Raw genomic sequence first — 12,913 nt, forward strand, 5'->3', positions numbered from 1 at the left:
AGGATACTCAGGTGCTTATTATTGAAAACGTTCCGCTGCTGCGCCGTGAAATTCGCTTTTACCGCCAGAACAATAAACGCATTGCACTGGTGCCCACCATGGGCAATTTGCACGAAGGCCACATGACACTGGTGGAAGAAGCCAAAGCCCGCGCTGATGTCGTCGTGGTCAGTATTTTTGTTAACCCAATGCAGTTTGAACGCCCTGACGATCTCGAACGTTATCCGCGCACCCTGCAGGAAGATTGCGAGAAGCTGAATAAACGCGGTGTGGATCTGGTGTTCGCCCCCTCGCCTGCCGATATTTATCCGAAAGGGCTGGCGACACAAACACAGGTCGATGTGCCGGTGATCTCAACCATTCTTGAAGGGGCCAGCCGTCCGGGCCATTTTCGCGGTGTCTCCACCATCGTCAGCAAATTGTTCAATCTGGTGCAGCCCGACGTGGTCTGTTTTGGCCAGAAGGATTTCCAGCAACTGGCGCTGATCCGCACGATGGTCGAAGACATGGGTTATGACCTTGAGATCGTCGGCGTACCAACAGTACGCGCGAAAGACGGTCTGGCGCTGAGCTCACGTAATGGTTATCTGACGCATGATGAGCGTAAAACGGCACCGCAGTTGGCCAAAATCATGAATCAGTTGGCGGAACGTCTGAGCCTGGGCGAGCGTCATACCGAAGAGATGCTGGAAGAGACGGCGCAGAAACTGCGTGACGCCGGTTTCACGCCGGACGAGTTGTTTATCCGCGATGCCAAAACTTTGCAGGATCTCAGCGTCGACAGCACGTCAGCGGTGATCCTGATGGCGGCATGGCTGGGTAAAGCGCGTCTGATCGATAACCAGCAGGTTGATCTGACGCAGTAGACAGCGCAGGTCAAATGGGCAAAGATGTTGGCCGGCCGGAGTTCAGATAATGAGTATCCGGCCCGGCAAGTTCTCAGACTTTTTACGTCAGTAAGGGCAGAAGAAATGGTACGCACAATGTTACAAGGCAAACTGCACCGGGTGCATGTGACCCAGGCGGATTTGCACTATGAAGGCTCCTGCGCCATCGATCAGGATTTCCTCGACGCCTCAGGAATTTTAGAATACGAAGCCATCGATATTTATAACGTTGATAACGGTCAGCGTTTTTCTACCTACGCCATCGCCGCTGAACGCGGTTCGCGTATTATTTCGGTCAACGGCGCAGCAGCGCGTTGTGCCTGCGTTGGCGATTTGCTGATCATCTGCTCTTACGTGCAGATGTCAGACGTCGAAGCCCGTAAGCATCAGCCGAAAGTGGCTTATTTCGAAGGTGAAAACCAGTTGAAACGCACTGCAAAGGCAGTACCGGTTCAGGTGGCTTGATTCCCGATTTAACTCATAAAGAGTCATAAGGAATCCGAATCCCCAAAATCATTCGAGTTGCATCAAGGCGGCAATTGAGTGAATCCCCGGGAGCATACACAAGTATGTGACCGGGGTTCATGAAAGCAGCCAACGCAGAGGCAGCTCGAAGGATGAAGGGGATTAGCTTCTCAAACCGCGCCCGCGCTCGATCAAGTACCATGCCAGCAGGTAGAACACCGCGATAAACGCCACCAGCACGCTCATGGTAAACACCAACGGAACGTCTGAAATCCCTAGGAATCCATAGCGAAAACCACTGATCATATAAACGATCGGATTCAGCTTGGACACGGCCTGCCAGACTGGCGGCAGCAGGGAGAGCGAGTAAAACACCCCGCCCAGATAGGTCAGCGGCGTTAACACGAAAGTCGGGATCAGGCTGATGTCATCAAAGGTGGTCGCGAATACTGCATTCAGGAGACCGCCCAGTGAGAACAGGATCGCCGTCAGCAACAGCGTCAGCGCGATCACCCACCAGGAGTGGATCACCAGCGGTACGAAGAACAACGAAATCGCCGTGACCAGGATCCCCACACAAATCCCGCGCGCCACGCCACCGCCGACGTACCCGGCGATAACGACGTGCGTCGGTACCGGTGCTACCAGCAGCTCTTCGATATTACGCTGGAACTTGGCGCTGAAGAACGACGATGCCACGTTGGCGTAGGAGTTGGTGATCACCGCCATCATGATAAGGCCCGGCACGATAAACTGCATGTACGTGAAGCCGTGCATACTGCCGATTTGCGAACCAATCAGGTTACCGAAGATGATGAAGTAGAGTGTCATGGTGATCACCGGCGGAACCAGCGTCTGGATCCAGATACGTCCAAACCGGTTAATCTCTTTCATCCAGATACTTTTGAGTGCCACCCAATACAGTTGCGACATTATTTCGTTTCCTCACTGCCGTTCACCAGGGTGACAAACAGCTCTTCCAGACGGTTAGCTTTGTTACGCATACTCAACACCTGCACGCCCTGATTGCTCAGCTGGCTGAACAGGGAATTCAAACCCTGCTCGCGCATCACTTCCACTTCCAGCGTGGACGTATCGGTCAGATGACTGCGATATCCCTCAAGCTGTGGCAGTGCGCTTTTCGGTGCTAAATCAAGAATAAAGGTTTCGGATTTCAGCTTGGAAAGCAGCTCCTTCATGCTGGTATTTTCCACCAGCAGGCCGCCCTGAATAATGCCGATATTACGACATAGCATTTCTGCTTCTTCCAGATAGTGCGTGGTCAGGATGATCGTCGTACCCTGCACGTTCAGCTCTTTAAGGAAGCCCCACATGGAGCGGCGCAGTTCGATGTCCACGCCCGCCGTCGGTTCGTCGAGGATCAACAGTTTTGGCTCATGCATCAGCGCACGAGCGATCATCAGACGGCGTTTCATCCCGCCGGAAAGCATGCGCGAACGCTCGTTGCGCTTGCCCCATAAATCCAGCTGCGTGAGGTATTTCTCGGCGCGCTGCAACGCCAGCGGGCGCGGAACGCCGTAATATCCGGCCTGGTTCACCACCACCTGCATGACGGTTTCAAACGGGTTGAAGTTGAACTCCTGCGGCACCAGCCCGAGCTGGCGTTTGGCGTTAACAATATCCTTATCAATGTCGTAACCAAATACCTGCACCTTGCCTGCTGATTTGTTCACCAGTGAGCTGATGATGCCAATAGTAGTGGATTTCCCGGCACCGTTAGGGCCAAGCAGGGCGTAAAAATCGCCTGCTTCCACTTTCAGGTCGATGCCGCGCAAAGCCTGCACGCCACCGGCGTAGGTCTTGGTTAACTTCTCCAGTTCTAATGCGTATGTCATAAGTGGAGCTTACCTTGTGTAGAGAACCTTGTTATAAATTCTGGCGTTAAGATTTGATCATCATTGAAGATGCTGAATCGGTTTTAAAAAGCGTTACGTTGCCCTATATTAACCCATCGCTGTTAGTTGGTTACAGGCTATTAACTTCCATGAACGAGATTGAAACACTTAAAAGTAATAACGCCCTTTGGTCGAAAACCATGGTGGAGGAAGACCCGGGTTTCTTCGCGCGTCTCTCCGAATCGCAAAAACCCCGCTTCCTGTGGATTGGTTGTTCTGACAGCCGCGTTCCTGCCGAGCAGCTGACCGGCCTCGAGCCTGGTGAGCTGTTTGTGCACCGTAACGTGGCGAATCTGGTGATTCACACCGACCTCAACTGCCTGTCCGTTGTGCAATATGCCATCGACGTACTGCAAGTCGAGCACGTGATCATCTGTGGTCACTACGGTTGCGGCGGCGTGCAGGCGGCAGTTGAAAATCCGGAACTCGGGCTTATCAACAACTGGCTGCTACACATTCGTGATATCTGGTACAAACACAGCTCGCTGCTTGGCGAACTCTCTCCGGACCAGCGTCTGAACAAGTTGTGTGAACTGAATGTGGTTGAGCAAATTTACAACCTCGGTCACTCAACGGTGATGCAGTCGGCGTGGAAGCGCGGGCAGAAAGTCTCCCTGCACGGTTGGGTATACGGCATTCAGGACGGGCGTCTGCGCGATCTTGAAGTGACCTCCACCAACCGCGAAACGCTGGAACAGCGTTACCGCCAGGGTGTTTCCGCCCTGCTGCATGGCAATCCGCAGTAACTGTACAAAAGATTAAAAAGCAAAAGGCACATTATGTGCCTTTTTTTGTGCCTTTTTTTCAGGCCATTACAGTGACTTGTAATTAAATCAGTAAGTTAACCAACATTACAAGCCACTATAAGCAGACCAAAACGACTAAGGTGTGGACACTATGTGGACGTTAATCCGGTTTTTCCCTTCAGCGGATTATAAGAAATTGCGTCTTGCAAAAAGTCCGGCGAAAAATGCGCATATGTCATCGTCTGCTGGATGTTTGCATGACCCAAAATCTTTTGCAGGGTAAGGATGTTCCCGCCGTTCATCATAAAATGCGTAGCAAAAGTGTGACGCATTACATGTAGCGCTTGGCCTTTTGGTAGATCTGGTTTTGCTGCTTTGAGCAGTAGCCTAAAACTTGCGTAATCAGCATCAGGAAACAACAATCCAGATTTGCGAGTGGCGACGGTTTTGCATACATCAGCAGAAATAGGAACCGAGCGGATATTTCCGTTTTTGGTTTCAACGAAAGTGACTCGATTGCTAATAATATTCTCCGCTTTTAATACGCTGACCTCTCCCCATCTCGCCCCAGTGCTAAGACTGAGAATGGCGATTTTCTTGTTATCCCCACTTAAAACGTTCAAGAGATTTTCTATCTCATCGGCTGCCATAAATGTCATCGCAGTAGGCAGGCCTTTAAGCCGGTTCATCCCTTGCAGCGGATGCTCACCCTGATATAACCCAGCATCAATGAGGTAGGTGAACAGGCCACTGAGCAGCATTAAATATCTATTCACCGTCGTGGCTTTCACACCCTGCTTAAGCCTTAACGATTTAAATTTAGTCACTAGGAGGCTATCTATTTGTGAAGCACAGGGGCTCTCCATCATCCTATCGACTAGCACTAATTTATTTTTATCCAGCTTTCCGTGCTTTTCATTCTGGCCCTTGTAAAGCCACCACAACTCAATCAGTTCCGACAAAGTACGTTTGTCTGCCGGTTTAGATAGCCATTCTTTATTGTGGTAATTAACCGCTACATACTTTTCATAAGCGACGGCTTCGTGCTTCTTGTTAAATCTACGCCGGATGCGCTTTCCTGCGCGCCCTTGCGGTCTAATGTCCACTTCATAACGACCATCGTCGAGCTTCTTAATAGACATAATGAAGCCCTTCCAATTCGTCGATACTGCTGTAATTACAGAGACTCTTTGATTCTATGAAACAAATAAAATCGTTATGTAGCGTTAGCCAGTCTTTTTGTCGGAGTGGGACGAGATTGTTTCGTCCTGCCCAAAGTGTGCGAGAACCGGCGCGATCTGTCCGGCGTCAGGTGCAATTTGTTCAGTCATAAACCACATAGTGTATTTTGTGAACCTTGGGTGTGCCAAAATTTTCATGGTTACATCGGTCGGAGGAACAGATCTCCCACTTTCGTAATAAGTCAAAGAGCTGTACGGAACCCCTGTCAGCTCTGCAAATTGCCTCCGATTAATCCTTTCAGATTCCCTCATGAGTCCTATCTTCTCAGCTATCGTGCTTGACATGTTTTCAAGATCCTCTAATAATTAGATTCATTAGTTATTTAATCCAATATGATCTAAACAATTGTAAAGGTCGTTAAGCGACTATAAGCAATTGCCGAGATCTTGAGAAAGGTTAGCAGATGAGCAAAGAAATCGTAAGTGTCAGCGCAGCCTTGCCATACCCAGAGTTTGCGCGGGTCATTGGTAAGTCACCAGAAGCGGTAAAAGGAATGATTGAGAAAGGAAAGTTGCCGGTTGTGGAAATGCGGAATCCTGAGAATCCGACCGCACGGTCAGAAAGTTGGGTTTATCTTCCCGCTTGGAACGCTGGCATGAAACAAGCATTTGAGAACCGCCCGAAAGAGATCCGCGACGGCTGGTTAATGTGGCTTGGTTTATAAACTTAGGGAGAGGAAAGATGCAGCAACCAATTTCAATAACGGCGTTTCTTTTTAATCACCAAACAGCACGCAAGCTGGATACCAGAATTACCCACGGTAAAGGTCGCAAAGGCGTGATTATCCGTACCCGTCCTAAAAGTCGCTTTTCACGCATCACAAACGCTTTCTCTCGGGGGCTAAAATGACAGTGATCACCATATCTACCGTAATGAACCAACCCGCAGGTTTGCGCGCTGCCGTGGGTGAGCGTTTGGCTCCGGCTCGTTGGGAAAGCTCATGTGATTTCTACAACAATATGAGTGAGCGTGAACGCTTAACCATCTGTTTTCACGCCCAGTTAAAACAACGCCATTCAGTGATGAAACTGCAAGAAATGAGCGAGTGCGATCGTGAGCGCATCGTGTGCGCTATCGATGAACTGCGCGCCGCCTTTGCCAAGTACCGCAGCCGTGGGATCAGCAAGTCCGGTTTTGTTGGTCGCTTGAGTATTAGCGAACGCCGCACTTTATACTTTCAGGCCGAGCTAAGTGAGAATGAATTTAGTCAGCCCTACTGGCGGATTGATGACAAACACTGCACGTGGCGAGAAGCCCTTTTCCGCGCATTAAAAGAGCTGTTTAGCTTATTTGAAAACGCACCCACGGTATTAACGTCGGTACGACCTGAAACCTATCTGCACTAATTAAACCTGACATCTTTTTTAAAGGCGCTTGATTGCGTCGGGCTTCCTATTATCTGGAGTTTACATGCACATGTATAAAACCGTCGGCCAAGAAATGAAAAATCAGGCTGATAACGACACGCGAAACTGGATGCTAAATAAAGCCAGAACTGAAGCCAAAGCCGATGCGGCTATAAGCTTTTCATCTCGACTGGATTCACTCATCCGCCACGCAACAACCGAACAACTTAACCGAATTGAGATTTTAGAACTGCTTACGCAGGAGTCAATTCAGCTTCACAACGCAGGTTTAAAAGACCGAGGGGTTATCTGATGCCGGATTTAATGGATTCAGTGCAGGAAAGAGCGCTTGAAGTCTTGAGCCTCCAGATCGCCGCTAGCCGTATCACCAGCGGAGTATCTGCTTTTGTCTGTGAAGATTGCGATCTGCCAATTTCTGAGGCTCGCCGTACTGCATTAGTGGGTGTTATGCGCTGCGTTCCTTGTCAGGAAATCACTGAACAACATCAAAAACATTTCAGGAAATAACCATGATCAATATTCCGGTTGGCGATAAGTGGGTTATTACCAGTGACAGCTTGCAGTTTATTTTAAACAAAACAAAAGTGGCCCAGTCAGGAACCAAGAAAGGTCAGGACTATTTAGAGGCGGTAGGTTATTACCCGCGAATGTCTCAGCTCGTCAACGGGCTAATCCACTTTCATATCCGCGATTCAGACGTTAAAAGCATCTCGGCTTTGGCTGAGGAGTTAGAGCGCATTGGCGCAATATGCGGTGATGCATTTGCCGCCGCCGGTGGTCTGAGTGCAGGCTGATTCTCGGGGGCGCAAAGCCCCCACGCCATTAGTGCAATTTAATACCGCTGACAAAGCTCCCTTTGTTGGCGCGTATTCGTGGAATGCCCCGCGTACTGCCATTTCAGTGACAAAAGAGAGACCTCTTACCCGTGATGAATACCGTCAGGGGCAAGATGCCTTACGCAAAATCGATGCTCTGCCTAACTTTCTCGGCGGGATCTTTTCTGGCCGCCATGCGTACCTGCTTAAAACCTCCGGCCTGCTCACTGCTCATCGCTTTCTAATTAACGTTTTTATGCCGCGCATCTGGCCGCGTATTGAAACGGTTAACGCTAAATTCGATTTAACGCTGAGTGGCCGATCCTATGAATTATTCATTGATGAAAACGAGAGCCATCGCCGGTTAGCAGGTATGAATGACAAAGAGCTGAAACAGCTTGCTGTCCGTATTTCCGCGCGTCTCTTTGCCGAGTATGAAAGCCAGAGTGATGAGTATAAGGCTGCACATGGCGGCGAGCAGGAAGCGCTATTCACTGACCGTGCTCAATCAGTTATTTACGGCCATGTTGCCGGTGCTGCGCGTGCTTTCAATATCAAACCTATGCACTGGAAAAAATACAGCAAACGCAGACTGGATATGCGCAGCGCATTTTCCGGCATTGCCCGTCTGGTTAACGATGAGTGGTGGATACGCCAGCTTAAAGCGCAGCGGACACAGTGGCGCGAATCCCTGCTTATTGCTGCCGGTGAAGTGAATTTACAGAAATCAGGCTATGCCAGTAAGCAGGCGATCCGTGAAGTACGCGCCCGTCGTCTGGCAAATATGGAATATCTGAAATCTCGCGAGCTGGAGAACGTCGATACCGGCGAACGTATCGACCTTATCGATAAAGTGCTTGGCAGTATTTCTAATCCTGAAATTCGCCGTATGGAGTTGATGAGCACCATTGCAGGCATTGAAAAATATGCGTCCAGCGTGGGTGATGTGGGGATGTTTCTCACGATCACCACGCCGTCGAAATACCACCCGACGCGCATGGTCGGTAAGAAAGAAGACCGCCGCATTAACTTCAATCACCGCTGGGACGAAGAGGCATTTTCACCCAAAGACGGCCAGCGCTATCTTGTGAAAATCTGGGGCAAAATGCGCACCGCGTTTAAAGACGCAGGGCTAAAAGTCTATGGTATGCGCGTTGTCGAACCTCACCACGATGCCACACCTCACTGGCACATGATGCTTTTCTGTGAGCGGTCTCAGCGTCAGGCTGTTATCGACATTATGCGCAGCTACGCGCTGAAAGAAGACGGCCACGAACGCGGCGCGCAAAATCAGCGCTTTGAGTGCAAGCACCTGAACAAGGGCGGCGCAGCGGGCTACATCGCTAAATACATTGCGAAGAATATCGACGGTTACGCGCTCGACGGCCAGCTCGACCATGAAACCGGTCAAGCCCTGTCTGACACTGCCGCCGCCGTCACTGCGTGGGCGTCGGTCTGGCGCATCCCTCAATTTAAATCTATTGGCGTTCCCACCATGGGCGCTTACCGCGAATGCCGACGCATCCGTGGTGTGAGCCTATCTGCCGACTTTGACGAGCTTGTAGAAGCTGTGAGAGCCGCAGCGGATGCCGGTGATTTTGCGGCATATATGGCGGCACAAGGCGGTGCGAACGTTCCCCGCGATACGCAGACCGTGCGCACGGCCCGCCACGTTATTGACGAGCTCAACGAGTATGACGAGGAAGTGCAGAAGGTTATCGGTATTTTTGCGCCACACCTCGGAGTCGATCACGTCCATGAGACACGCACGACTAAATGGCAAATTGTCGCTAAGTCTGTGGCCGTTGCCCCTCATCCTTTGACTTTAAAAAGCGCCTTCGGCGCGCCTCGGAGTCCTGTCAATAACTGTGGGGAGGTTCAGACAGGACTCGGGCAGAGCTTGCCCCCTACACCTTCTGAGTACGCCACGGCGGTGATGACATTAGTTGAGCGCGGGGATGTTGGGTGGAATGAGCCCGACGTCGCCAAGGTGCTGGGAGACGCTGCAAGACGGCAATCACCAGCAATCAATCGACAGCAACAAAGCTTTAATCCGTCAAAACCCCGTGAGCTAGCCCCATCGGCGCGCCTAACCAAGGCGGAACGGGCCAGAGTGCCGCAGATTTATCGTGAATTAGCGCGGCAAGGCATCACGCCGGAGCGCTGGGAGTTGGAGGTGATGGCGCGCGGGGCAACGGTAGATTTTGGAGATGTACAATTTTCCTATCCGACGGATGGGGAGTGGTGTGACTTTATCTATGGGGAAATTCAGTAAAAAGCCCCTTTGCATAGGGGATCGTTACGCTATAATGCCAAGCAATATAACTTGGAGGTTTAATGCCAACAGTAGTTTCACTCTTCTCCGGTTGCGGAGGGTCAGACGCCGGTGTGGTCAAGGCTGGGTTTGATGTCTTGATGGCCAACGATATCTTGCCATATGCGAGGGACGTATATCTGGCTAACCATCCAGCAACTGATTACGTTTTGGGAAGTGTTGCAAATTTAACCTCATTTCCAAAAGCTGACCTACTGGTGGGCTGCTACCCATGCCAAGGTTTTAGTCAAGGTGGCGTCAGAAAAGCTGATAGAAAAATCAATACACTCTATCTTGAGTTTGCAAGAGCACTAAATCTCATCAAACCTAAAGCTTTTATAGTTGAAAATGTATCAGGAATGGTGAGAAGTAATTTTGAACATTTGCTAAAAGATCAGTTCAAAGTTTTTACTGAGGCTGGTTATAAAGTTAAATCACATGTTTTGAATGCTTCACATTTTGGTGTCCCCCAAGATCGTAAAAGAATTTTTATTGTTGGAATCCATGAAAAATTTGGTTTGGATTATGAGTTTCCAAAACCTACTCATGGGGAAGGCCTTAAGCCATTCACTACGATTCGGGACGCGATAGGTCACCTTCCTGATTGGCCACTCGGTGAGTTCTATGATTCTGATTTCCATTGGTATTATCTTTCGCGGAATCGCCGCCAAGATTGGGGGCAGGTTTCTAAAACTATCGTTGCAAATCCGCGCCACATGCCTTTGCACCCTATAAGTCCTATACTTGAAAAATTAGGGCCAGATGAGTGGCGGTTCATAACTGATTTACCAGCTCGAAGATTTAGTTTTAGAGAAGCTGCTCTTTTACAAGGTTTTGGAGACATAACGTTTCCTGAAACCGAGAATGCTTCCATGAATATGAAATATACTGTGATAGGTAATGCAGTACCGCCTCCGTTATTTGAGGCGGTAGCAAAAGCTTTACCTAATGAAATTTGGTAACTTATTGAAGCACCATTGATGCTAAGTTGGTTTCGAATGTCCTAAACCATTCGAAACCAACAATAATATCGGCATGTGGTGTTTTACTTAGCAAGTGTAAAATGCGATATCTATCCAAAATAAGTACACCCGCACAAGGTGCGGTATCAACCCACTTACCCTGAGATGTTCTAAAAAAGACAGGTGTAAACATGACTGAAGGATGGTCAAAATGTACTTGGTAATAGGTTCTAAGTTTTAAAGAATGTGCTTCTAACGTTTTGGATGGCCATGACTTCCCTTGAGCTCCACATTGGCCCAAAATACCAAAATTACTACTTAGGTCATCCGGAAATTCAACTGTAGCGATAATATCAAACCCACCGTCGCCGGATGAGTGAACTGCATCGCAAGCCTCTTCAATTACCATTGGCATACCAAGATCTTTACCTAACACTCTCAGCGCTTGTTTAAGATTAGTTCCATAATGAGTTCTCCTGTCTGGAGAGTTTGCATCAAAGATTCTTACGTTAGCATGAGCAGGAAGTAATCCCGTCAGAGCATATTTACTTAATTCAGTAAAATGCTTTGCCCAAAGTTGAACGAGACCACCATTGCTACGAAAAGACCAGAGCCTTGAACATACGAGAAGTAATCTATATATTTTCTGATTAGGATTTAGCTCCCGTTTAAGTCTTATGAAATCATCTTCTATTTCAAAAGGATACATTTCACCCAGAAATTCTTCTCTATATTCGAGCTGTTTCCATACATCTTCCATTTGTCTTTCGACTCGGTCGCTTCTTTCAGCATCGCCTCCTGCTGCTTCTGCTTCCTGCTCTTCTTCATCAGCCTCTTCGTTGCTAACATTACTTTGACTACTTAAAGACAGAAGGTCATTTTTATGTAAATCATATCTGCCTGTATAGTTTATTAGTGTTACTAATTCTGCTAAATCAGCAAATAAATGGGGTGTATTGGGTAAAATATCTCCGACTTTAAAATTCATTATCGTCCTTAATATTTTTCTCTGCGATTGCCTTACCAATCATGACTATATTCTTGCTGATACGGCGCGCTACGTCATGAGCATTTTTATCATAATCAATTGTAGCTACCATTCCGGCAGCCTCGATTAATGCAGTTTCTGATTTATAAAGTAGCTCTAAAAAGTCTTTTCTAACATCTGAAGTTAATTGGTAAGCAATATTTAGACTTGCACCGTTTTTAAAGCTTTGCAGTGCTTTATCATTATCGACTACTGCGGCAAGTTCACGTATATTTCGTGACTCACCTATCCTAGTTCTACCTAACTCGTCTTTTTCGAAAAGCCAACGAGTCAGCTCTTCAATTTCAGCTTTGTGCAAATGTCTAGGAGTAATTATTGGATGGCAAGGTACTGCATCACCATATTCATCTGGGATTGAGATTCCGACATATTTACCAATGCGATCATCTGCCAATGCTGTAGAAAGTATTGAGAACTTAATGCTCTCTTCATTCAGATCGTTAATATTATAAAATTCATGCTCTTCCATGAGCTTATAAACAGCTAGTGCATCAAGGCTTCTTTTTATATGATCTTTTCGACTTCCGATCGCCCTAGCAACATTAAAATAACGTTGATCGGGAGTTCCTGATGAGTCCAGAATATCGAAAAGTTGCTCGATATATCTTGCTTTAGCCAAAGGTTCCCATTGTTTCACACCTGTGATATGGCGGAAACCAAGGTAAGGTAAAATTTCTTCGCGAGTTTCTCGCGTGATCACTGGAAGCTCGTTAAGAGTATCTAATTTATGTGCGACACTTTTTGCCAGCTCAAGCATACGGTTACTAGGTCTTTCACAGAGGCTGGGGTTATTCAGTAGTTTAACCGCTGTCAATCTCCTGTTGCCCTCAACAACCACATAGCGACCATTCTCCTCTACTGCTATGAGTGGTTCGCCTGGGAAAAAACCGTTTTCAGCTATAGCACTCATTAAATCCTCTATAGATGTGGTGAGTGCTATATGGTTAACCATCTCTTCTGGTGTTCTACCAACGGAGAGTGGCAACCTAGGGTTTCGCGTATCTAGGTCGAGTAAATCTAGTTTGATTCGAATTATTTCTGATTTGTTCGCCATAAGAATGACCTAATTTAATGATCAACGATTTCCTTGAAGACTATCACTGAGTTACTTTTCATTCTATAGATGGTTGTATGCTAGTCCGCACTATGTT

General features: G+C 48.1%; 17 protein-coding genes. 11 read left to right on the plus strand and 6 right to left on the minus strand.

Annotation, left to right across the window (positions count from 1 at the left end; genetic code table 11):
- Window positions 1-11: 11 nt before the first annotated feature.
- Both panC and panD read left to right on the plus strand, forming a co-directional pair.
- On the plus strand, window positions 12-866 hold the full coding sequence (gene panC, locus ACZRKO_RS12805; protein WP_463737645.1) for a pantoate--beta-alanine ligase: 855 nt from the start codon (window positions 12-14) through the stop codon (window positions 864-866).
- A gap of 105 nt (window positions 867-971) precedes the next feature.
- Window positions 972-1,352 carry an aspartate 1-decarboxylase gene (gene panD / locus ACZRKO_RS12810; RefSeq protein ID WP_463737646.1) on the plus strand — a complete coding sequence of 127 codons (381 nt, stop codon included), beginning with the start codon at window positions 972-974 and terminating at the stop codon, window positions 1,350-1,352.
- Between the two features lie 162 nt (window positions 1,353-1,514).
- Here panD and ACZRKO_RS12815 read toward each other — a convergent pair whose 3' ends face one another.
- A complete protein-coding gene (locus ACZRKO_RS12815) occupies window positions 1,515-2,285 on the minus strand; it encodes an ABC transporter permease (protein ID WP_463737647.1) in 771 nt (256 codons plus the stop codon).
- On the minus strand, window positions 2,285-3,208 hold the full coding sequence (locus tag ACZRKO_RS12820) for an ABC transporter ATP-binding protein (protein ID WP_463737648.1): 924 nt from the start codon (window positions 3,206-3,208) through the stop codon (window positions 2,285-2,287). The genes ACZRKO_RS12815 and ACZRKO_RS12820 overlap by 1 nt, the downstream gene beginning before the upstream one ends.
- 149 nt (window positions 3,209-3,357) lie before the next feature.
- On the opposite strand from ACZRKO_RS12820, the gene can reads away from it, so the two are divergent.
- Window positions 3,358-4,014: a carbonate dehydratase gene (gene can, locus ACZRKO_RS12825; RefSeq protein WP_463737649.1), complete on the plus strand. Its 657-nt coding sequence runs from the start codon at window positions 3,358-3,360 to the stop codon at window positions 4,012-4,014.
- Between the two features lie 149 nt (window positions 4,015-4,163).
- Here the strand turns inward: can and ACZRKO_RS12830 are convergent, their stop codons facing one another.
- Together ACZRKO_RS12830 and ACZRKO_RS12835 are read right to left on the minus strand one after the other, a co-directional pair.
- Window positions 4,164-5,156 carry a phage integrase gene (locus ACZRKO_RS12830; protein ID WP_463737650.1) on the minus strand — a complete coding sequence of 331 codons (993 nt, stop codon included), beginning with the start codon at window positions 5,154-5,156 and terminating at the stop codon, window positions 4,164-4,166.
- An 84-nt stretch (window positions 5,157-5,240) separates the two neighbouring features.
- Window positions 5,241-5,540: a helix-turn-helix domain-containing protein gene (locus ACZRKO_RS12835; protein ID WP_463737651.1), complete on the minus strand. Its 300-nt coding sequence runs from the start codon at window positions 5,538-5,540 to the stop codon at window positions 5,241-5,243.
- A gap of 119 nt (window positions 5,541-5,659) precedes the next feature.
- Here ACZRKO_RS12835 and ACZRKO_RS12840 point away from each other — a divergent pair, with 119 nt between their 5' ends.
- From ACZRKO_RS12840 to ACZRKO_RS12875, 8 genes are all read left to right on the plus strand, one after another.
- Entirely contained in the window at window positions 5,660-5,920 is a 261-nt protein-coding gene (locus tag ACZRKO_RS12840; protein ID WP_463737652.1) for a Cox family DNA-binding protein, read from the plus strand.
- Between the two features lie 17 nt (window positions 5,921-5,937).
- Window positions 5,938-6,105, plus strand: coding sequence for a hypothetical protein (locus ACZRKO_RS12845; protein WP_463737653.1), 168 nt, complete (start codon window positions 5,938-5,940; stop codon window positions 6,103-6,105).
- The gene (locus ACZRKO_RS12850; RefSeq protein WP_463737654.1) at window positions 6,102-6,602 is read left to right on the plus strand and encodes a replication protein B; all 501 of its coding nucleotides are present in this window, start codon (window positions 6,102-6,104) and stop codon (window positions 6,600-6,602) included. Before ACZRKO_RS12845 ends, ACZRKO_RS12850 begins: the two co-directional genes overlap by 4 nt.
- Before the next feature lie 70 nt (window positions 6,603-6,672).
- A complete protein-coding gene (locus ACZRKO_RS12855; protein ID WP_463737655.1) occupies window positions 6,673-6,915 on the plus strand; it encodes a DUF2732 family protein in 243 nt (80 codons plus the stop codon).
- On the plus strand, window positions 6,915-7,130 hold the full coding sequence (locus tag ACZRKO_RS12860; RefSeq protein ID WP_463737656.1) for a TraR/DksA C4-type zinc finger protein: 216 nt from the start codon (window positions 6,915-6,917) through the stop codon (window positions 7,128-7,130). Before ACZRKO_RS12855 ends, ACZRKO_RS12860 begins: the two co-directional genes overlap by 1 nt.
- A gap of 2 nt (window positions 7,131-7,132) precedes the next feature.
- Window positions 7,133-7,417 carry a DUF5405 family protein gene (locus ACZRKO_RS12865; protein ID WP_463737657.1) on the plus strand — a complete coding sequence of 95 codons (285 nt, stop codon included), beginning with the start codon at window positions 7,133-7,135 and terminating at the stop codon, window positions 7,415-7,417.
- Complete coding sequence (locus ACZRKO_RS12870) at window positions 7,407-9,713, plus strand: replication endonuclease (RefSeq protein ID WP_463737658.1); 2,307 nt, start codon at window positions 7,407-7,409, stop codon at window positions 9,711-9,713. The genes ACZRKO_RS12865 and ACZRKO_RS12870 overlap by 11 nt, the downstream gene beginning before the upstream one ends.
- A 62-nt stretch (window positions 9,714-9,775) precedes the next feature.
- Entirely contained in the window at window positions 9,776-10,714 is a 939-nt protein-coding gene (locus ACZRKO_RS12875) for a DNA cytosine methyltransferase (RefSeq protein ID WP_463737659.1), read from the plus strand.
- A 1-nt stretch (window position 10,715) separates the two neighbouring features.
- Here the strand turns inward: ACZRKO_RS12875 and ACZRKO_RS12880 are convergent, their stop codons facing one another.
- Together ACZRKO_RS12880 and ACZRKO_RS12885 are read right to left on the minus strand one after the other, a co-directional pair.
- Window positions 10,716-11,702, minus strand: a complete 987-nt coding sequence (locus ACZRKO_RS12880) for a hypothetical protein (RefSeq protein ID WP_463737660.1) — start codon at window positions 11,700-11,702, stop codon at window positions 10,716-10,718.
- A complete protein-coding gene (locus ACZRKO_RS12885; protein ID WP_463737661.1) occupies window positions 11,692-12,816 on the minus strand; it encodes a ParB N-terminal domain-containing protein in 1,125 nt (374 codons plus the stop codon). Before ACZRKO_RS12885 ends, ACZRKO_RS12880 begins: the two co-directional genes overlap by 11 nt.
- Window positions 12,817-12,913: the final 97 nt, after the last annotated feature.

Source organism: Ewingella sp. C233 (assembly GCF_055407225.1).